The organism is Sedimenticola selenatireducens (genome assembly GCF_963675335.2).
In the GTDB taxonomy this organism is placed as follows: Bacteria; Pseudomonadota; Gammaproteobacteria; order Chromatiales; family Chromatiaceae; genus Sedimenticola; species Sedimenticola selenatireducens.
Genome location: NZ_CAXXYC010000004.1, coordinates 1,701,108 through 1,720,965, shown reverse-complemented (window position 1 = coordinate 1,720,965; position 19,858 = coordinate 1,701,108). Strand labels below are relative to the sequence as shown.

General features: G+C 55.5%; 15 protein-coding genes. 2 read left to right on the top strand and 13 right to left on the bottom strand.

What is annotated here, in order from left to right; genetic code table 11:
• Positions 1 to 50: 50 nt before the first annotated feature.
• The 8 genes from ACHZBF_RS19195 to ACHZBF_RS19160 form a co-directional block, all read right to left on the bottom strand.
• Entirely contained in the window at positions 51 to 1,022 is a 972-nt protein-coding gene (locus ACHZBF_RS19195; RefSeq protein ID WP_321529322.1) for a NapH/MauN family ferredoxin-type protein, read from the bottom strand.
• The gene (locus ACHZBF_RS19190) at positions 1,019 to 1,909 is read right to left on the bottom strand and encodes a 4Fe-4S binding protein (protein ID WP_273439471.1); all 891 of its coding nucleotides are present in this window, start codon (positions 1,907 to 1,909) and stop codon (positions 1,019 to 1,021) included. The genes ACHZBF_RS19195 and ACHZBF_RS19190 overlap by 4 nt, the downstream gene beginning before the upstream one ends.
• Positions 1,909 to 3,186 (bottom strand): nitrous oxide reductase family maturation protein NosD, encoded by a 1,278-nt coding sequence (nosD, locus tag ACHZBF_RS19185; RefSeq protein WP_273439472.1) that lies wholly within the window; start codon positions 3,184 to 3,186, stop codon positions 1,909 to 1,911. Before nosD ends, ACHZBF_RS19190 begins: the two co-directional genes overlap by 1 nt.
• 82 nt (positions 3,187 to 3,268) lie before the next feature.
• Positions 3,269 to 4,453: a hypothetical protein gene (locus ACHZBF_RS19180; protein WP_321529321.1), complete on the bottom strand. Its 1,185-nt coding sequence runs from the start codon at positions 4,451 to 4,453 to the stop codon at positions 3,269 to 3,271.
• A 97-nt stretch (positions 4,454 to 4,550) separates the two neighbouring features.
• Entirely contained in the window at positions 4,551 to 5,285 is a 735-nt protein-coding gene (locus tag ACHZBF_RS19175) for a c-type cytochrome (protein WP_321529320.1), read from the bottom strand.
• A 304-nt stretch (positions 5,286 to 5,589) separates the two neighbouring features.
• Positions 5,590 to 5,913 (bottom strand): c-type cytochrome, encoded by a 324-nt coding sequence (locus ACHZBF_RS19170; protein ID WP_273439479.1) that lies wholly within the window; start codon positions 5,911 to 5,913, stop codon positions 5,590 to 5,592.
• A gap of 107 nt (positions 5,914 to 6,020) precedes the next feature.
• Positions 6,021 to 8,321 carry a Sec-dependent nitrous-oxide reductase gene (nosZ, locus tag ACHZBF_RS19165; protein WP_321529319.1) on the bottom strand — a complete coding sequence of 767 codons (2,301 nt, stop codon included), beginning with the start codon at positions 8,319 to 8,321 and terminating at the stop codon, positions 6,021 to 6,023.
• A 300-nt stretch (positions 8,322 to 8,621) separates the two neighbouring features.
• The gene (locus ACHZBF_RS19160; RefSeq protein WP_321529318.1) at positions 8,622 to 8,936 is read right to left on the bottom strand and encodes a c-type cytochrome; all 315 of its coding nucleotides are present in this window, start codon (positions 8,934 to 8,936) and stop codon (positions 8,622 to 8,624) included.
• Between the two features lie 284 nt (positions 8,937 to 9,220).
• On the opposite strand from ACHZBF_RS19160, the gene rapA reads away from it, so the two are divergent.
• Positions 9,221 to 12,109, top strand: a complete 2,889-nt coding sequence (gene rapA / locus ACHZBF_RS19155) for an RNA polymerase-associated protein RapA (RefSeq protein ID WP_321529317.1) — start codon at positions 9,221 to 9,223, stop codon at positions 12,107 to 12,109.
• A 363-nt stretch (positions 12,110 to 12,472) separates the two neighbouring features.
• Here the strand turns inward: rapA and ACHZBF_RS19150 are convergent, their stop codons facing one another.
• The gene (locus ACHZBF_RS19150; RefSeq protein WP_321529316.1) at positions 12,473 to 14,599 is read right to left on the bottom strand and encodes an EAL domain-containing protein; all 2,127 of its coding nucleotides are present in this window, start codon (positions 14,597 to 14,599) and stop codon (positions 12,473 to 12,475) included.
• A gap of 379 nt (positions 14,600 to 14,978) precedes the next feature.
• Positions 14,979 to 16,337: a deoxyguanosinetriphosphate triphosphohydrolase gene (locus tag ACHZBF_RS19145; RefSeq protein ID WP_321529315.1), complete on the bottom strand. Its 1,359-nt coding sequence runs from the start codon at positions 16,335 to 16,337 to the stop codon at positions 14,979 to 14,981.
• Positions 16,338 to 16,540: 203 nt separating this feature from the next.
• Here ACHZBF_RS19145 and ACHZBF_RS19140 point away from each other — a divergent pair, with 203 nt between their 5' ends.
• Positions 16,541 to 17,203: a protein-L-isoaspartate O-methyltransferase family protein gene (locus ACHZBF_RS19140; protein ID WP_321529314.1), complete on the top strand. Its 663-nt coding sequence runs from the start codon at positions 16,541 to 16,543 to the stop codon at positions 17,201 to 17,203.
• 104 nt (positions 17,204 to 17,307) lie between these two features.
• Here ACHZBF_RS19140 and ACHZBF_RS19135 read toward each other — a convergent pair whose 3' ends face one another.
• From ACHZBF_RS19135 to waaA, 3 genes are all read right to left on the bottom strand, one after another.
• On the bottom strand, positions 17,308 to 17,847 hold the full coding sequence (locus ACHZBF_RS19135; RefSeq protein WP_321529313.1) for an REP-associated tyrosine transposase: 540 nt from the start codon (positions 17,845 to 17,847) through the stop codon (positions 17,308 to 17,310).
• A 220-nt stretch (positions 17,848 to 18,067) separates the two neighbouring features.
• Entirely contained in the window at positions 18,068 to 18,340 is a 273-nt protein-coding gene (locus tag ACHZBF_RS19130; protein ID WP_321529312.1) for a ComEA family DNA-binding protein, read from the bottom strand.
• A 137-nt stretch (positions 18,341 to 18,477) separates the two neighbouring features.
• Positions 18,478 to 19,743, bottom strand: a complete 1,266-nt coding sequence (gene waaA / locus ACHZBF_RS19125) for a lipid IV(A) 3-deoxy-D-manno-octulosonic acid transferase (RefSeq protein ID WP_321529311.1) — start codon at positions 19,741 to 19,743, stop codon at positions 18,478 to 18,480.
• Between the last annotated feature and the right edge of the window lie 115 nt (positions 19,744 to 19,858).

Sequence of the window (19,858 nt, the reverse complement as noted above, 5' to 3'; positions counted from 1 at the left end):
ACCATGATACAGATCAAACCCGCCTTGGGGCGCCCCTAGCTTATCGCATTTTACAGATGCTTTCCGAGACCTTTTATTTCGAATCGGAGTGAATTGGTGGGGCAGACATCGACGCACATACCACAGCGCGTGCAGTCCGCACTTACATCCACCTCAGTGTGCACCGCCTTGCCCTTCACCGTCATGTCAAGCACGTGGGGAACCAGACACACCTTGCGGCATTCACCCTCATGATGACAATCCTTCAGTACAAATTTCACCCGCAGCGGAGAGAGTGCCCCAACCACGCCATAGGTGATACCAATAGGACAGACATAGCGACACCAGGCACGCCGGGAGTAGAACACCTCGAACAACAGCACCAGACCGACCCAGATCAGGGCCACACCGGGACCATAGATCAGTGCCCTGCTTACGATACCGGTGACAGATATGGTTTCAAAAATTGTATAGCCGGTGATCAGGGCCAGCAGCGCAAAGATCAGATAGAAGAGTGAACGCACCTTGCGATTAAACGAATGATCCTTCACCCACCCTTTGCCGGCAAGATAGAGGTGGACGCTCTCCGCCCACTCCGACAGCAGGTGATAGGGACAAACCCAGGAACAGAAAGTACGCCCACCCAGTAAAACCCATAGGACAAAAATCGTTGCGGTACCAATCACCAGGTTCAAGACCATATGCTTAAACGCCAGGGTCACTTGCAAGGCGGAGTTCAGATCCGCCATGTGGAAACCCATGAATCTTGATGCCGTCAGCGCCCCTTCCAGCAATTGGACATCGAAATAGTAGGAGACCACAAACAACAAGTTGATCACAAGCAACGTGGCCCAGCGCCGGTTGCGCCATTTTTTCGCATCCCGGGCATGCGCCTGACGCGCCACATCAAAAGCCTCTTTATCGAAAGGATTCTGCTTTTTATAGACATGGACCGCCAGCGCCTCGGGGGAAATTTCCGATTTTTCAGGGCGCCTGGGTTCGCTACCGAACAGTTGCCGAAAGGATTCTATAATGTAGCTCATGAGGCACCCCGCATGTTGTCCGCATCCTGCATGATGTCAATAACGATTGCCGGCGGTTCCGGGGGACAGATCATTTCACAAACGCCACAACCGACACAGCCATCAAGAATCACCGGTTTCATCCGCTTGATGCCGTCATCACCGCCGAAAGGTTCAAACGCTATTGCATGCTTTGGCGGACACTCATTACCCTGCCGCTGGGCAACCCGGTCCTTGTTCTGCTCACCTTCTGCTTCCGCTGCGGCGCACTGGGCAATACGTATTTCAATCGGACACTGGCGCACACAGAGATCGCACAACTCCAGATCATAGGGATAATCCGCGACCGGAATGGGATTCCACCGGTCAATCTCGTCATACCGCAACAATCCGGTATAGTCGGGACCTCGCGCCAGCCCCTTGAATCCCTTGCCCTGAATGGCAAGGCATTTTCTCGGCTCTGCCACCTTTGCAAAACCCATGCGGGAATCCGCGGGGTAATCCAGATCATGGGTCAGGGCTCCCGTGGGACAGGCGAGCACACACTGCAGGCCGTCGCAGGAGAAGTCACACGCCTGTTCACGGGCGTCGATATAGGGCACACCAATGCCTACGCCCTTATCCAGTTCGGCAAGCTTGATCGCATTGACCGGACAGACCTGCACACATTGGCCGCACTTGATACAGGAAGAGAGAAAATCCCGTTCATCCGAGGGTGTTTTGAGCGCGCCGGGCGGCCGCAACGCCAGACTTTTTCCCTGGACAACCGGCAGCAACCCGACCAGGGAGAATCCCATTACACCTACGGCCAGGGCGGAGGTTCGCAGAAACTCACGCCGGTTTTGTTCAACATGTTTGGCGCTCAGCTTTCGCTTGGCGGGTCTGTTTGGTTTGCTCTGCTTGCTCATTATTGCACTGCCTCCGCAGACATCAGCGGCTTTTCATCACGTAAAATCATATCCGGATCGGTAAAGGGAGCGAGGCGCTCAAGAAAATCGAGCACCTCCAATACCGGAGAACCTTTGAAAAACTGCGCATAGGGAACATCCATCCAGATTCGGTCGGCATACCCGTACAGTTCGTAAGGCCGATCACCCACGCCGTCGAGATCCTGGTCAAAGCCCTCGTAGTCATCCCAATAGTTACCACTCCAGTCATTCCTTTTAGCGGTTTTGCCACCGCCCACGGCAATCTGGGTAATATTCCCTTTGAACCGGTTTCGCTCGAAAATATTGCCTTTCCAGTCATTCAGAAACTGTATTCCGATACCGCTGAAGGCAATCAGATTGCCGGTCAATCGGTTGGTAGCCTCTGGATCATAAGGCGATATATCCAGATAAATACCGGTAGCGCAGTAGAGGATGCGATTGTCATGCACATCCACATCCGATGTCTCCTTGAAACCAATTCCCATGCCGGTAGGACCGATGGCATGGGCGATGTAGTTGTTGCGAATAACGACGCCGTCACTGTACATCAGAAAAATACCCACCTGATTGTCTTCATAGTGGTTCTCCAGCACTTCGTTGTGCTGGGCGTACATGAAGTGCAGCGAATAACGGCCGCCCCGGGCATCATTGCGCGCAATCAGATTATCTTTCGAGTACCAGACCACCATATCGCGCGAGTCACGAATAATGTTATCGGTAATCTTGTTGTTGAAACTGTACCAGAGGCGGATGGCGTCACCGCGAACACCAATCTCAACCGGCTTGGAGGAGATCCGGTTTCGGCGAATAATATTACTCTCCGCCTGCCCAAGGTCGATTCCAAACAGACTGTTATCGATCACATTGTCTTTGATGACATTGAAGTTACCACGCACCTGAATGCCGGAATCAATGTCGTTGTGAGAGTCGCCCGAATTGGTCAGTCGCAGCCCTTTAAGGGTAACGCCATCTGAGTCCAGATAAATGACTGAACCCTTGCCTCCGGCATCAATCACCACCTTACCCTGGCCATCGATGACCAGAGACTTTTCGATACTGACCGGACCGGCATAGGTTCCCGGCGGTGGTATCAAGATATCATTTTCATTTGCGGCATCAACCAGCGCCTGAAACGATGGATACTCTTCCGCCGAAAGCAAAGCAGGAAGCAGGGACAGCAGTAAAGCGATAGAAAAACGCAACGTACGCATAGATTCCCGTTTGGTAGTGCCCAGGCACAGTCCTTTCAGACTCATCAAATTCGCGCCCGTTCAACCTTGGAATCGACAGACCCCCGTGTGCTCAGGAGAGATTACACGGAGGTGTGTGGGCTATAGACTAAACATCCTTGAACTGCTTCTTTCGTATCAGCGCTGCAACAGCCAGGATGGGAGAGAGCGCCAGCATAATAAAGAAGCCAATATAGGGATAGGAGTGGGTTGCAAACTGCGCCACCTTACCATCACCAAACACTGTCGGCATAAAGGGTTTGACCGCAAAGGCCCCCATTGCGTTCAGCGTATGGCCATACCACCAGAGCCAGGCGGCATAGTCGATGACAAAAAATACCGGCAGAGCCATCGGGACCAACACCAGCAGCCAGTAAAGAATCCCGCCGTTCTTGCGCGCCCCAAAGACCAGCAGCACCATCGCGCCCGCGAGACCGATGAATGCCGCATGCAGGGCAATCTTGAGATTGGCCACCATGGGCACGATCTCTTCCTGGTTATTAAAATAGCGGCCCAGGCTTTTTCCGTAATGCCACGTCATGACCTGGAAACTGCTGCCATTCCAGGGCTCATCGACACGCCCATGCTCCAGATCTCTCTCATAGGTAAGCTTGAGATGCTGGATCATGCGCTCTTTATCGGAAACAGTCTCTACCTGAGCAGGCACATCTTTATCGGAAGGCAGATCAACCACCACCCCCGAATCCTCAAGGGATTTTTTCAGAACTCCGACAATACCACCGATGACTATCTCCGGCTCTTCCTGCTCATCACCGGCTTCCTGATCCATCGATGTAACCATTGCTTCCACATAACCCGCGCTCTGGAGATGAAACCCATCCTCACCATAGATCGTGAGGTACATCCACACCAGCAGACCGGCAAAAGCAACGCCCATGATGGCCATGCGCAATTTCGGCCTGACGCAGATAAAACCCACCAGCATGATGCCCATAAAGGTCATCAGAAACTGCCCGAAACCTCTCTCCACCGGGCCACCCGCAGCGATCGGATACATGCCGACGTAGTGATTGATGGTATCCATCTCGTGTACACAATCGAGGGCGATATCTTCCTGAATTTCCGCCTTATTGACCTTTTGACAACCGTTGAACACACCGTTCATGTGGAAATGGATGCGCACCCCATCCGGAAAAGCCTCTTCCGGATAATTGGGCGCCGTCAACGAAACCCACCAGATCGGAGAGTAGAAGATCACAGCCATCAATCCCAATGCGATAAAACCCAGGACGGCTACAATGATTGTCTGTTTTTTGCTGTTTACTGCATTCATGGCAAGAGACGTTTCAGGTGTTGAAGAAGAGGCAGGCGGTCACCCGGTCGCATGATTCCGTAAATACGACACCACACGACCGGGTAATATTACTGGATCAATCGAAATCCGGATTTTTCCAGTCGGCTGAAGGAGCCAGATCCTCTTTTTTCACCGGATAGCGGGAGATGTAGTTAATAACCATCTTCATATCCTTGTCAGTGAAGTTCTTGATCTGCTCCACCATGTCGGGATTGGCGTTGCGGCGTTTGCCGTCACGAATCCACTCGAACTGGCGCAGCATGTAGGCGTAGTGCTGACCCTCGATACGGGGATAGAATTTCTCCTTATCGCCTTCACCATGTTCACCATGACAGCGCACACAGTTGTCGGCATAGAGTTTCTTGCCCTGCTCGAATTCAGGCGTACCTTCCGCCCACTCGCCCTTGCCGTTTTCCGGGTTCATCGGCAGCTTTTCGATATAGGCGGTCACATCGGCCAGGGCCTGCTCGTCACCAATCGACTCGGGCAACGCGAACGGATACATGGTCGGATTATCACGATTCAAGGCACGAATATCCGCCAGCTGCTTGATCAAAACCGGGCGATGCTGACCCGCCAACTGCGGAAAAGTACCATCCGTAAAGCCCCAACCTTCCGGCATATGACAGGCGGAACAGACTTCATAGACATCCCGGCCGTTTTCCAGGTCCGGCTCAAGGTGCATGGCTTGATCTGTTTCACCACTCGTGGTGCCCTCGCTCCAACTGGAGGTGTCGGCAGCATTGACGCCAAAGCTGAGACTGATCGCCACCGCAGCGGCCAAGCCGTTAAGTACAGGTTTTACACTCATCACATTTCTCCTGATTGCCCTATCTAACTACGGACAATTACAGCACTAGTTTTGTGCCCGCTATCCGCGGACTCTTAATCTGATCGACTGGATTGCAAATCGACAAATGGTGACGTCCGATAAGGACGCCGGCGAGGTTGCCACAATGAATATAAGATTTCATTGATACAGATCAACCACACCTGTCATGCGATTTTCCGGGAAACCACCCTCTAACCAGTCTGGAGCACTGGTTGAAAGTCTCTCATATCAGCCAGGGTTCCTGCATTGAGAACTATCAATAGAGGGCAATTTCCGACGAATATCACTGTTGTGTAGCCAGCCAATCAGCCAAAACTCGCATCTCTTCCTCATTGACCAGGCCCATCACTCCCTTCATGGCCGCCGTCTGGCCATTGGAGCGTGCACCGGACTTGATATCCTTCATCTGGTTGAACATGTAGTCCGCATTCTGGCCAGCCAGAGAGGGATAAAAAGGCATCAACGGGGTTTTCGCGTCCTTGCCGTGACAGGACCAGCAGGTCTTGGCCTTATAAAGTGCCGCACCATCTGCCGCCACTGCGGTAGCACCCACCATCAATGAAGTCACCGCGATCAAAGACACGGCCAAGAGTTTAATTTTGTTCATAACGAATACCTCACAACTATAAAGGTTTGAGAGAATACAAAAGGAGAGGGGCTCCAGCAAGAGCCCCTCTCCCCTTTCAGGTCAATTACCTTATGGTATTAAGTAAACTACTTGGCTTCGACCTTAACCGCACCATTTTGCTCAAGGTGGGTCTTGGCACGCAGGCCCATATCGGCAGTCTTCACCTGATACTGCCACCACTGACCTGCCCAGAGTGTTGCATTCTGGTAGTCACCTTTGGCGGCAAAGCCTTCGGCCTTTTTCTTGGCCTCATCCGCAAAGCCAAGCTGCTCGGTGGCATCCTCAACCAGTGCAACAACCGACGGGAAGTCCTTGAAGTTGTGGCTGGTGATGAAGGCGACCACTGAATCAATAACCGCTTGAGTCTCTACGTTGGTTTTAACCTGCTTCTCATAGTCAGCCTTGGTGTACTGCTCACCTTCCACCATTGCCCCTTCCTTGGCCTGGTAACCTTTTGGCTTAACCAGCAGGTAACCCTGCATCTCCAGATGGAGTGCGGAGCAGAACTCGGTGCAGTAGTACGGATAGACACCGGCCTTATCAGCAGTAAAGGTGTAAGAAGCTGTCTTACCCGGCTCGATCGACAGGTTGACGCTCTGACCATAGAGTGCGAAACCATGCACCTCGTCCTCAGCACGCTCAAGATTGGTGAGATGGATAGAGACCTTATCACCCTCTTCCACTTCGATGATCTCGGGTGTGATGTGCGAACGAATCACCGTACCGTAAACATGGGTTACGCCGTCTGCTTTTTCGATTTTCTCACGACCGGCACGGGTCCGGAAGGGAGAGCGCTCATCGGTACGACTGTTCCAGCCGGATTTATAACGTACAGCCGGTTTCAGCTTGTCGGCCTTGATGGCAACCGCATAGTGGGGTTCGCCCAACGGCAGCGGCATATCATAGAGCAGCTGCATCTTGTCGCCGCTGATATCGATCAACTGATGGTTCTGCGGATGCAGCGGACCCACCGGATTGAACCGATCAATAGCCAACTTATTCAATGAAACCAGATACTTGCCATCCGGAGTCACGGAATCACCCTCCATCGCCATCAAGTGACCGATGTTGTAGTGAATATGCAGTTGATCCAGCACCTTGCCTTCACAGTAGTCCCACTTGGTGACCATGGAGTCTACGTAGATTGAGGTGTAAACGGTACATTTCTTGGAATCATACTGGGTGTGCAGCGGTCCGAGACCCACGGCAACCTGGGTATGCAGGGCATCCTTCAGGGCGATAATGGGTATGCCGTAGGGATCTTTCCCTTCAAACTTCTTGGCCGCCATCGCTTTCTGGATCTTTTCCCAACTGTAAACCCACGCATGACTATCCAGTTTACCGGATACGATGATATGGGTACCGTCAGGGTTGACGTCGACGCCGTGCGGGCTCTTGGGCTCTGGCACCAGATAGACCAGCTCTTCCTTGATCGCCTGAGCCATCGGGATCATGTAGGAACCGTTAACTTTTTCAACCTTGCCTGCAGCGACCAGTTCGGCAGCCTTCTTCCAGTTGGTGATATGCAGGAAGTCGGTATCCTTCTGGGAACAACCAGCCTCGAAAGGCGGACGACCCTTTTCGATACCACCCACATAACGCTCAGAACAGAATGAGTTGGTAAAACCCCAGCCATAGGACGCATTCTTACCGGCATCCGACAAATCCTGACTGTAGGGAGGCAATTCAAAAGTGAATGACTGGGCAGGATCAATACGCCCTTTCTTGTCATCGAACTTCCAGTAGGTCACACCACCACGATACTTGTCATTAAATTCCGACAGCGGCACAAAGTCGGTGCTGAAGGGTGCTGCGTACTGCGCAGCCTCCATCACATACTCGCTGTTGGGTGTAAAGAAAGCACCGCCGTGCGAGGACTTGAAGAAGGGGTTAACCACGATCTGCTTGGTTTCGAAGTCGTGCAGATCAATCACCGCGAGACGGGGATTGGCCTTGTCGTTGATAACCAGGTACTTGCCGTTGTACTCGCCCTCAGTCTCAGTGAATGCGGGATGGTGGGTATCACCCCAGGTGATATCCTTGCCCTGAATACGCCCCTGCTTGAGAACCTCTTTGGACTCATCGTCAAAGCCATAGCCCTGCCAGGGTTCCGGGGTGAATACACCGATGTACTTCAGGATACGCATGGACGGAATACCGTACACGATCACCTGACCACTCTGTCCGCCGGAAGCGAAAACGAGGTACTCGTCACGACCGCCAGTAGGGGTGTAGGTCTTGGCCGCAGCCAGCAGATCTTTCTGCGTCAGGCCGCGCGCTTTCATGACATCTTCGAGCGACGCCTGGGAATATGCACTTGACGTTGCGCCCAGACCCATTGCCAGGCCCAGCATCAGCGACAATGCTCGCTTTTTGTTCACTTTCATGAGACACGTCTCCGTTTAAGGACTTTATTCTTGCGCTATAAACGCTATTGTTAGAATTGCAGTGGCATGGTGCGCTGAGGCTCGAACGAAATCATTGATTTCGATCAATCAATCAAGGCAAATACCAAAATAATTGCGGCAAATAACACATTTGTTTTTGACGGGGTGATTTATATCAGAAAAATACTCAGCTACCAAATCTACCGTACTGCCCAATAAAATTTTTAGTGCCAAAACATAATAAAAAAACGCCGGACAGTCTCCGGCGTTTCTTATTCAATTGCAATAGTGGAGCTTAGATCACTGCGCGGCCAACCACTCAGCGATCGCCTGCAGCTCTTCTTCACTCACCGACATGACAATACCTTTCATGGCAGCGGTCTGACCATTGCTACGGGCACCGCTTTTGATGTCCTTCATCTGGTTCAGCGCATACTGCGCATTCTGGCCCGCCAGCTTCGGGTAGACCGGCATGATCGGAGTCTTGCCATCCGCACCATGACAGGCAGCACAGCCCTTGGAAGCATAGAGCGCGGCACCATCAGCGGCAGCAGCGTTACCGGCGAGACCCAGTGAGAGCAGGGCAGCGCCTGCGAACATAGCAATGGTTTTCATCTGTATATTACCTTTCTTCAGTTGAATATAACCGCCCCGTCATCATAACCACGAATCAAAGAGCCGCGTTGAAAAATAGGGATCTATACTATCATTCCTCCCCGACTGTCAATCCATAACATTTTCATGGTTGAAATCAGCCGGCTTCCCGTCATGGACCGGACACCCGGCCTTATCCGTTACCCGAAGTCCTGGTCCGCACACTAAAAATATGAGCGGCATTAGAAAATAGCCCTCGATGGGCGTATCCTTCCGCCCTCGAAAAAATGGGACGACAGCGGATCATGACAAAGCATAACTTCATCCCGGGACAGCGCTGGATCAGCGATACCGAGCCTGAACTGGGTCTGGGTATTGTGACAGAAAAGTCAGGCCGCACCCTGACCCTGCGGTTCAGCGCCGCGGCGGAAATCAGGACCTACGCGATCGACAACGCCCCGTTGACCCGGGTGCTGTTTCAGGTCGGTGACACTATTGAATCCGACCAGGGCTGGTATCTGACAATAGACTCGGTCCATCAATCCGGCGACGGCCTGCTGACCTACGCCGGCACTCGAGCAAACGCTGTAGCAGGCACGCTTGATGAACAGTCTATCAGCGCTTTCATGCAGTTTAACCGCCCCCAGGCTCGGCTGTTTGCCGGCCAACTGGATGGCAACATCTGGTTTGAGTTGCGCAAGGCCACCCTGACCCGACAACAGGTTCTGAAGCAATCCGATCTGATCGGACTGGGTGGTGCCCGCACCGAACTGCTGCCCCATCAGATCTATATCGCCCATGAAGCAAGCCGCCGGCTTGCCCCCCGGGTACTGCTTGCGGATGAAGTGGGACTGGGCAAGACCATTGAGGCGTGCCTGATCCTGCATGCCCAACTGCTGACCGAACGGGCGCACCGGGCGCTGATTATTGTGCCACCCCCCTTGCTACACCAATGGTTGGTGGAACTGCTGCGCCGCTTCAATCTCAGGTTCAGTCTGTTTGACGAAGAGCGCTGCCAGGAAATTGAATCCTCAAACGAAGACGACAACCCTTTCCTCTCCGAACAACTGGTACTTTGCGGGCTTGATCTGCTTACCCACTCTCCGGACAGACTGGACCAGGCCCTCGCTGGCGAGTGGGATATGCTGATCGTGGATGAGGCGCATCACCTGGAGTGGCATGAACAAAACCCCAGCCCGGCCTATCAGGCCATCGAGTCACTGGCCGGCAGGATCCCGGGGGTATTGCTGCTGACCGCGACCCCTGAACAACTCGGCCGCGACGGACACTTTGCCCGATTGCGACTGCTCGACCCGGACCGATATCCCAGCCTGGCGCAATTTCAACAGGAGCAGACCCGCTACCAGTCCATTGCCGATGCCGTCGACTGCCTGGTCTCGGACAGGCCCGTATCCGAACCGGAAGCTGAACTGCTGGCGGACACATTAGGGGAAGCACCATCAACCCCCCTGCTCACCGACATCCGGGATGCCCAAGCATCTGCAGCACAGCAGCAACAGGCCAGAACCCGGTTAATCGAGCTGTTACTTGACCGGCATGGTACCGGGCGCGGTATGTTCCGCAATACCCGCGACCGGATCAAGGGTTTTGCACCACGGCTGTTTCACAGCTATCCACTTACGCTGCCCGAAATCTACCAGTCCAGCGAACGCACCGCGTTAGCGGCGTCCCGGCAGCTGCAGCCGGAGCGCGGACTGAAACAAGCGCCCGGCAACGAGTGGTGGCGCAGCGATCCGCGGGTGGAGTGGCTGATCGACCTGCTGAAGCAATACCGGCGGGAGAAACTGCTCCTGATCTGCGCCCACGCCTCGACCGCCATCGGCCTGGAGCAGGCGTTGAGAATCCGGGAAGGCATGCATGCCGCCCTGTTTCATGAGAGGATGAGCATCATCGAACGCGACCGCGCGGCAGCCTGGTTTGCGGACCGGGAACAGGGTTGCCAGATCCTGATCTGTTCAGAAATCGGCAGCGAAGGCCGTAACTTTCAATTCGCCCATCACCTGGTTCTATTTGACCTGCCCGAAAGCCCGGACCTGCTGGAACAAAGGATTGGCCGGCTGGACCGGATCGGCCAGAAGCGACAGATTGAACTGCACGCCCCCTATTTCAGGCACAGCGCCCAGGAGGTACTGCTGCGCTGGTATCACGAGGGGCTCAATGCCTTTGTACACACCTGCCAGGCTGGACAGCAGATTCTGGAACAGTTGAGCCCTGCGCTGCACCAGGCCTGCACGACCTACCCGGACAACCCGGCTGATCTGCATCGGCTGCTGGAGCGGACCAGGCAGATGCACGAGGAGATCAGCGCCACGCTGAAAAATGGCCGCGACCATCTGCTGGAACTGAACTCATGCCGGGAACAGGAGGCTATCCGGCTGGTGGAACGGTTGAGCATGATCGACCGGACATCCGGACTGGCCGGTTACATGGAGCAGCTCTTCGCGGCCTATGGCGTGGAGGCCGAGCCCCACTCCAGCCAGAGCCTGGTAATCCGCCCAGGCCAGCAGATGCTGACCGAACAGTTCCCCCATCTGCCGGAAGAAGGGGCAACCCTGACTTATGACAGGGATACCGCCCTGGCCCATGAAGACCGGCTGTTCTTGACCTGGGAACACCCCATGGTACTGGACGCCATGGATATGATTCTGGAAAGCGGGCACGGCAACTGCAGCGCCATGGGCATTCGCCACCCCGCCATCCCGTCCGGGACACTGGCACTGGAGATGTTATTTGTCCTCGAATGTCCCGCCCCCGGGGTATTGCAGGCCGCGCGCTTTCTGCCACCGACACTGCTTCGAGCAGTCATTGATCAGCGACTCACCGAGCGTGGCGATGTCATCGAACAGGCCATTCTGGAGGCGACGCCCCACCCGCTGCCAAAGCCGGTCATACATAAAATCGTCACACCGTTGCGTAAGCATATCCTGGCGATGATTTCACAGGGCGAACAGGACATTGCCAACCAAGCCAGGCCACGACTACAGCAAGCAAAGACGGCAATGAACCACTACTACGCAGAAGAGATCGATCGCCTCAAAGCCCTTCACAAGGTGAATCCCTATGTCCGGCAGGCAGATATTGATCTACTCGCCAACCATCAGGATGAATTGAACAGCCATCTGGATTCATCGCGTGTGCGGCTGGACAGCATTCGGTTGCTGATCGGACTCTAACCCGGCAGGGAAAGCAGCAGTAGGTCGCGTTAGCCGAAAGGCGTAACCCGACAGTCGGGACTCATGACCACGGCGCAGCCGGCCAAAATATTCGGCGGATTACGCTGCGCTAATCCGCCCTACGGCGATGAAACATGAAGTAGTGCAGATCGCATTAACCGAAAGGCGTAACCCGACAGCCGGGACTCATGACCACAGCGCAGCCGGCCAAAATATTCGTCGGATTACGCTGCGCTAATCCGCCCTACAGCGATGAGTCATGAAATGGTGTAGGTCGCGCTAGCCAAAAGGCGTAACCCGACAGTCGGGACTCACGGCCACAGCGCAGCCGGCCGATATCTGCATTCGGTTGCTGATCGGACTCTAGTCCAGCAGCAGCTTGCCGTCTTTATCGGCCAGCGGCATCGGCCGGGCGATGCCATAGCCCTGGGCAAAGTCCACTCCGATCTCCCGTAGCAGTCCCAGCACCTGGTCGTTCTCCACAAACTCTGCAATGGTCATCAGCCCCATCACCTGGCCGATCTGGTTAATCGCCTGGACCATCGCGCGATCGATCGGGTCGCTGGCCAGGTCCCGGACAAAGGCTCCATCAATTTTCAGATAATCGACCGGGAGGTTTTTCAGATAGGCGAATGATGAGAGACCACTTCCGAAATCATCCAGGGAAAACCGGCAGCCGGCTTGCTTCAAAGTACGAATAAAATGACCGGCCGAAGCAAGATTGGCGATGGCGGCGGTCTCCGTGATCTCGAAGCTGATCATTCCAGCCGGAATTCTGAATTCCTCCAGTTTTTCACCAATATAGGCCAGGGTATCCGCATCATTCACCGAGCCCCCGGAAAGGTTGATGGCGAAGCAGTAACCACCCGGCACCAGGGTTTCATACTCACGCCCGATCAGGTTGAACACCTGATTGACCACCCAGCGATCAATCCGTGGCATCAGGCCAAACCGCTCAGCCGCCGGAATGAACTTGTTCGGCGGCACCAATGCGCCGGCCTCATCCCGCATGCGAATCAACACCTCATAATGACCACTGTGGGTCGAATGCCCGTCGATGGGCACGATGGGTTGTGCATAAAGACAGAATCGACCCTCTTCCAGGGCGCTGTGTATACGCGCCACCCAATGCATCTCACCCTGGCGCTCTGCCGCCTCACCGACATTGGACCGGTACACATGTACCTGATTCCGCCCGCCTTCCTTGGCCGCATAACAGGCGGTATCCGCCGCGCTCAAAACCTGCTCGGCCCGTTCGCTCTCCGTGGTAATCGAGACAACACCGATACTGACACCAATCGCGTATGACTTGTCATCCCAGGCAAAGCGCAAATCCATGATCGACTGGCGCATCTTGTTGGCGATTTCCAGCGCAGCGGATTCAGCGCAATCAACCAACAACACGCCGAATTCATCGCCACCGAGGCGGGCAAGCGTATCGCCGGCGCGGATATGCTGTGAAAGCCGGGTAGCTATCTGCCGCAGCAGTTCATCTCCCGCGACGTGCCCGCAGGTATCGTTAACAATCTTGAACTGATCAAGATCGAGATACAGCATGCCATGTACTCGCCCCGTCTCCATGGCATCCCGCAACAGGTTATCCAACCTGCTGTCGAAACTGCCCCGGTTGACCAGGCCGGTCAGCGTATCGTGCGATGCCTGCCAACTGACCTGCGCCGCCAGGCTCCGGGTCTGACTGACATCACGAAATACCAGAACAACACCGTGAACATGCGCCTGCTCGTCGCGGATCGGGGCCATCGACTGCTCAACGGCAATGCCGATACCATCCCGGTGCAGCAGAATCAGCTCCTGATGCCGTCCACCCGCCCGTGGCCGGTTTTCCAGACAGCTTTCAATACTGTTTTTCAGGCGTGCGGCACCTTCATCCATCGCCTGAAATACCTGTTCCAATGGCAACCCCCTGGCGGTCTTAAGGCGCCAGCCGGTCAACTTTTCGGCCACCAGGTTCATGTAGGTAATATGACGCACCCTGTCCGCGATGATCACGGCATCCGTAATAGCGGAGAGAATGGAGCCTGTAGCCAAATCCAATCCCTGATGCACCCGCATCGGGGATGGTGACCAGGCAGTTTCGTCCGCCGGATCACTCTGATCAAATACCTGAACCAGCACAGGCCCGGACTGATCCGGCAGTGGTTTGACGACGATCATCTGGTTCAGATCCAGGCCGGACCTCCGGTATAGCGGCAACAGGGGGACGCCGGGGGAGGCGTTCAACACCGCCGACTCGCCTCTCAGCAATGCAGCATCGATTGCCCGTTCAAGTGCGGAGCCGGAAACTTCCGGCAGCAGATCCGACAAGAGACTATCCACAGCGGGTGCAACGCCAATACCGGTGGCCGACACCATCCAGCGATTCCAGTTGACGATACGACCATCTGCTCCCAGTACGAACAGCCCGACGCTGCAGTGATCCAGCACCAGGGGTGCCAGGGAAAGATCGTCATCCAGGTTCGTTTCAGCCATCCGTCACTCTGCAGTATTCCAGGTCGCGCACCAAACCACCCCGGCCCCTAGTCCGGTCAGAAAACCAAAAAAATGGATTTCACTGGACAATCTGGAGCCGGAACGGCATTAGGTGATTATGGCGAGATGTAGCGACAGCGGCAGCCCGTTCTTTACCCCGCACCAGCGGAACAGGTACAGAAATCAGACCGGGTCCACAAAAATCCACCGCGAATGAATGTAGGTCGGGTTAGCTGCAGGCGTAACCCGACAACCGGGGTGCACTACCGCCCCACATCCCCGTTACGTCTTCGTCGGATTACGCTGCGCTAATCCGACCTACGGCCGTGGATATCGTAAGTAGTGTTAGCCGCAGGCGTAACCCGACAAGTTGGACCACTCAGGCGTTGGGCAACGAAATGCCGGTGAGTTTTTTATACAGCGAGACCGCGTAGGAGTCGGTCATGCCGGCGACAAAATCGGTCAGCCGCAGCAGACGGGTATAGACGCTCGACGAGGGGATGCGGCCCGACCCGATAAACTGCTCCGGGATCAGCCGGGAGATCATGCGGCTTTTCGCGGAGGCCTGTTCGCCCTGCTCGGCCAGATCGTCCAGCACCTGGATGAAGCGCTCCAGCAGATCACCGATCACCTGGAAGCCGGCGGCCTGGATCTCCACCACCTCGGTGGCCTGGTAGATACGTGCCTCGGCCACCTCGATCAGCCGGTCCATCGCGGCACGTCGGGGGAATTGATTCAACAGTGGCTCATCAAACCGGCCGGCCAGGATCGCCTCCTCATTATCCAGAAAACAGTCCATGGCCTGGCTGATCGCCTCATTGATTACCTTGGCGCGCAGAAACTCCACCCGGCCCTTGCTGTCCCGGATACTCTGCATGCGCAGCCGTTGCTTCTCCGGCTCCTGCAGGATATCCAGATAGAGCGCCATCACCTCGTCAAAAGTGAAATAGCCGAGCCGGAAGCCATCCTCGATATCGATTACCCGGTAACTGATATCATCCGCGGCCTCCACCAGGAACGCCAGTGGGTGGCGACACCACACGGCACGGGAGCCATCCCGCCGGATCAGTCCGACCTGCTCAGCGACCGACTCGAAAGATTCACGATCCTCGACAAAAAAACCCTGCTTTTTGGCGCTGACCCCGGGATAACGACCGCCTCCCAGACAGGACTCCCGGGGATACTTGGTGAAGGCCGCCAGAGTGGCGCAGGTTAACTGCAGGCCGCCGGGATTGTCCGGATTCTGCAGCCGGGTCAGGATACGAAACCCCTGGGCGTTACCCTCGAAACTGGTGAAATCCTCCCGCTCGCTGTCCTTTAGCATGCTGACCCGGCGCTGTCCGTAGGGTGCATCATTGGCCCAACTGCGGAAGGCGTCTTCCCCGGAATGTCCGAAGGGCGGATTGCCGATGTCATGGGCCAGACAGGCCGCGGCACAGATATCGCCGAAATCGGAGGCCTCGTAGTCAGCCAGGCGTCGGCGCTCGATCACCCGCTCACCCACCTGGGTACCCAGGGAACGGCCGATACTGGAGGCCTCCAGACTGTGGGTCAGACGGGTGCGGATATAGTCGACCCGCGAGAGAGGAAACACCTGGGTCTTATCCTGCATACGACGAAATGCGGAGGAGAAGACAATACGATCGAAGTCACGCTGAAAATCGGTTCGGGCCGTGGTCCCCCCCTGGGATTGATCACTCCCGAGACGGCTGCGGGAGAGCAGTTGATTCCAATGCATGGTCATGGGCACCTCAACCAGTGAAAAAACAGACGGGCGCGAAGGCCACGGGACGGACCGGCATATCCTACCAGACCCGGCTCGCGGAATAACAGAAAACAGTTAAATTGCAGCGGCTTAGCAGGCTGGACTTGCCTGATCAGGCTAAACTGAGTAGGCTTGTCGCCCTCGACACCATTTAACCCGAGAGCCAGGTAAATCAGATGATCGTCCCAAGCTACGAAAAAGCCCGTTTCAACATGGTTGAGCAACAAGTGCGCCCGTGGGAAGTACTCGACGCCCAGGTACTGAATCTGATTGGCAGTATGCCGCGGGACCATTTCGTGCCAGACAACTACAAAGGGCTCGCCTATGCGGATATCGAGATTCCCCTGGGCGACGGTCAGAAGATGATGTTTCCCCGAGTCGAGGGACGACTGCTGCAGGCGCTGGACATTCAGCCCGGCGACAACATTTTAGAGGTCGGTACCGGCAGCGGCTATCTGACCGCCTGTCTGGCCAAAATGGGGAACCGGGTAATCAGCCAGGAGATCAATCCAACCTTCACCGAACAGGCCAGACAACGGCTGGCGGAACTGCAGATTGAGAATGCGGAACTGCGCACCACCGACAGCCTGAGCGACGACATCGAGAGCGGCCGCTTCGATGCCATTGCGATAACCGGCTCCCTGCCGGAGATGCCCGAGACGTTCAAGCAGCGCCTGAACATCGGCGGGCGTCTGTTCGTGGTGACAGGCCAGAGTCCGGTCATGACAGCCTTCCTGGTGACCCGCACCGGCGAGAACGAGTGGCAGAGCGAACCGCTGTTCGAAACCGATATCACACCATTGACCAATGCACCGGTGATTCGCAAGTTTGAGTTTTGAACCAGGCATACCGTGTTTTTGTCGGATTACGCTGCGCTAATCCGACCTACGCCATGAAAGCAGCGTAGGTCGTGTTAGCCGAAGGCGTAACCCGACATGATCCGTCACTCGCGCCCCACATCCTGTGGCAAGTTGATTGCTGAAGAACCCCAGTCCTCCGTATAGACGCCTTTTAAGACATAACGGCGAAAGCTCGACCACGACCAATCAACAGGGGATTTCGTATAACCGTGTTTGACGGGATTGTAGTGGATATAGTCGAGATGCCGGCGGTAGTCTTCTTCATCCCGCAATAGATGCTCCCAATAGCGATTCTGCCAAACAGGCTGGCACTCAATACCAGAAACAGCATGAACCCGCCCCGACGACCTCCTCTCGCGAAAATATCTGCTGAAACGCGATTTGATCAGACGCCAGCGGGTTGAGAAGTCATGGTCATCAGGTGGCAATGTCCAGATACAGTGAAGATGATCCGGCAGAACTACCATCGCATCTACCAAGAAGGGACGTTTGGCCTTCACCCGGCGAAAAGAGGCTCTTAACAGCTCCAGCGCATCATTGTCCGTCAGTATTTTTCTTCTACTATGTGTCACCAGGGTGAAGAAATAGCTGCCGCCTGCCTGCCTTGATCGGCGGTATTGCATATGACACTCCGTGTCATCCAAAAAAGTTTGGACATTAAATCAGACTTAATTTGTATCTACTCTTCTTTGTTTGTCGGATTACGCTGCGCTAATCCGACCTGCGGCCTTGTAAGCAACGTAGGTCGTGTTAGTCGAAGACGTAACCCGACAATCGAAGTTGATCGCAACACAAAAAAAGGGCGCCACCTGTATGGGCGCCCTTTTTTTACTTACTACCGTACTACTTACCCGGCTCGCCGATCAGGATATTGTCCCGGTTGGCCGCGACGGTCTTCTCGCCAATACCCTTGACCATGGCCAGCTCATCGGCCGTTTTGAAGGCACCGTTTTGCGTCCGATAGGCCACGATAGCCTGGGCCTTGGAATCACCGATCCCCTTCAATTCGGTGGCAATCTGTTCTGCTGAGGCAGTATTGATATTCACCTGGCCGGCCGAAAGGACGGCGGACGCCAACAGCAAAGCGGTACCAACTAACAATTTAAAACGCTTCATTTATACACTCCTTGTAAGAACATCCCATCAAAAGAGATGACATCCTAGTCGTTTAACGACTTCAGTTATAGCGTCATTCAGGAAAGCCTGGGTAGGAATTTTCTTATTTCAGAGTCCGCCAATTGCCACAGCAAAGATCAACCCGCTTCCAGGTATCCGCTAATGATATCGAACAGCCTGTCCAGCGCGCCACGATTGGCCTCAACCACCCGCAGTCCGTTCTCGCCAAAGCGCGCGCGCAGGCTGGCATCAGACAACCACTCAATAATCACTTCTGCCAACGCCTCGGTGTTAGTCACCTCAAGCGCGGCGCCCTCGACCAACAGCATGCGGCTGATCATGGAAAAATTGAACATGTGGGGACCGAAGACAACCGGTAGCCCAAGGGCCGCCGGCTCCAGCACATTGTGACCCCCGGTCGGCACCAGGCTGCCGCCCACGAAGGCGACATCCGCCGCCGCCAGGAACAGCGTCAGCTCACCCATGGTATCACCCAGCAACACCTGGATATCCGGGCCACAGGACTCACCCGTTGTTCGCCGCGCCGATGTAAACCCTTCCCGCTGACAGAGCAGGGCCACCTTATCGAATCGCTCCGGATGACGCGGCACCAGCACCAGCAGCGCTTCAGGCAGTGCCCGCAGCACCTTGCGATGAGCGTCCAAGATCTGCTCATCCTCTCCTTCCCGGGTGCTGGCTGCCACCCAGACGGGACGCCCCTCCCAGGTACGGCGTAGCGCCTCGCCCTGCTCCTTCAGGCTCGCCGGCAGGCGGACATCGAACTTGATACTGCCGGTGACGCGGACCCGGTCAGACCCCAGCCCCAGGCCAAGAAAGCGCTCCGCATCCGCCGGCGACTGGGCAGCCACCAGGCCGATACGACCGAAGGTCTCCCGCGTGAACGGACCCAGCCGTGCATAGCCCCTGGCGGAGCGCTCCGAGAGACGGGCGTTGGCCAGGATAGTGGGTATGGAATGCTGCTCGCACAGAGCCAGCAGATTGGGCCAGACCTCGGTTTCCATCATCACCAGCAGCCTTGGCTGCAGGGTCTTCAGAAATCCCTTGATGGCAAACGGCAGATCGTAGGGGAAATAGGCATGGATCACCGAATCGCCAAACAGCCGCTTCACCCGGTCAGAGCCGGTAGGTGTGGTGGTGGTGAGCACAATGGGAAGACCGGGGAATTGTTCCTGCAAACGCCGCACCAGCGGTTCAGCCGCCTGGGTTTCGCCCACCGAAACCGTGTGCAGCCACAGACTTCCCTTGAGCGCGGGTAGGGACAACCGGCCGAAACGCTCCGGAATGCGCCGCCTGTATTGCGGATTCTTCAGGCTGCGCCAGTAGAGACGCAACAACACCAGCGGCAGGCTGATATAGAGGATGAGGGTGTATAGCAGTCTCATGGTGGCGGCAGCTACAACTGACTACTCCAGAGGATGGCCTACGTGAAGCAGGAGATAGTAAGCGATAGCCGTAACAACATCCACCGCGGACCTGAAGTGCAACACAGACTACCTG

Coding starts and splice junctions, on each gene's coding strand:
- ACHZBF_RS19195 (WP_321529322.1), bottom strand. CDS start 1,022: ATGAGCTACATTATAGAATCCTTTCGGCAACTGTTCGGTAGCGAACCC.
- ACHZBF_RS19190 (WP_273439471.1), bottom strand. CDS start 1,909: ATGAGCAAGCAGAGCAAACCAAACAGACCCGCCAAGCGAAAGCTGAGC.
- nosD (WP_273439472.1), bottom strand. CDS start 3,186: ATGAGTCTGAAAGGACTGTGCCTGGGCACTACCAAACGGGAATCTATG.
- ACHZBF_RS19180 (WP_321529321.1), bottom strand. CDS start 4,453: ATGAATGCAGTAAACAGCAAAAAACAGACAATCATTGTAGCCGTCCTG.
- ACHZBF_RS19175 (WP_321529320.1), bottom strand. CDS start 5,285: ATGAGTGTAAAACCTGTACTTAACGGCTTGGCCGCTGCGGTGGCGATC.
- ACHZBF_RS19170 (WP_273439479.1), bottom strand. CDS start 5,913: ATGAACAAAATTAAACTCTTGGCCGTGTCTTTGATCGCGGTGACTTCA.
- nosZ (WP_321529319.1), bottom strand. CDS start 8,321: ATGAAAGTGAACAAAAAGCGAGCATTGTCGCTGATGCTGGGCCTGGCA.
- ACHZBF_RS19160 (WP_321529318.1), bottom strand. CDS start 8,936: ATGAAAACCATTGCTATGTTCGCAGGCGCTGCCCTGCTCTCACTGGGT.
- rapA (WP_321529317.1), top strand. CDS start 9,221: ATGACAAAGCATAACTTCATCCCGGGACAGCGCTGGATCAGCGATACC.
- ACHZBF_RS19150 (WP_321529316.1), bottom strand. CDS start 14,599: ATGGCTGAAACGAACCTGGATGACGATCTTTCCCTGGCACCCCTGGTG.
- ACHZBF_RS19145 (WP_321529315.1), bottom strand. CDS start 16,337: ATGCATTGGAATCAACTGCTCTCCCGCAGCCGTCTCGGGAGTGATCAA.
- ACHZBF_RS19140 (WP_321529314.1), top strand. CDS start 16,541: ATGATCGTCCCAAGCTACGAAAAAGCCCGTTTCAACATGGTTGAGCAA.
- ACHZBF_RS19135 (WP_321529313.1), bottom strand. CDS start 17,847: ATGCAATACCGCCGATCAAGGCAGGCAGGCGGCAGCTATTTCTTCACC.
- ACHZBF_RS19130 (WP_321529312.1), bottom strand. CDS start 18,340: ATGAAGCGTTTTAAATTGTTAGTTGGTACCGCTTTGCTGTTGGCGTCC.
- waaA (WP_321529311.1), bottom strand. CDS start 19,743: ATGAGACTGCTATACACCCTCATCCTCTATATCAGCCTGCCGCTGGTG.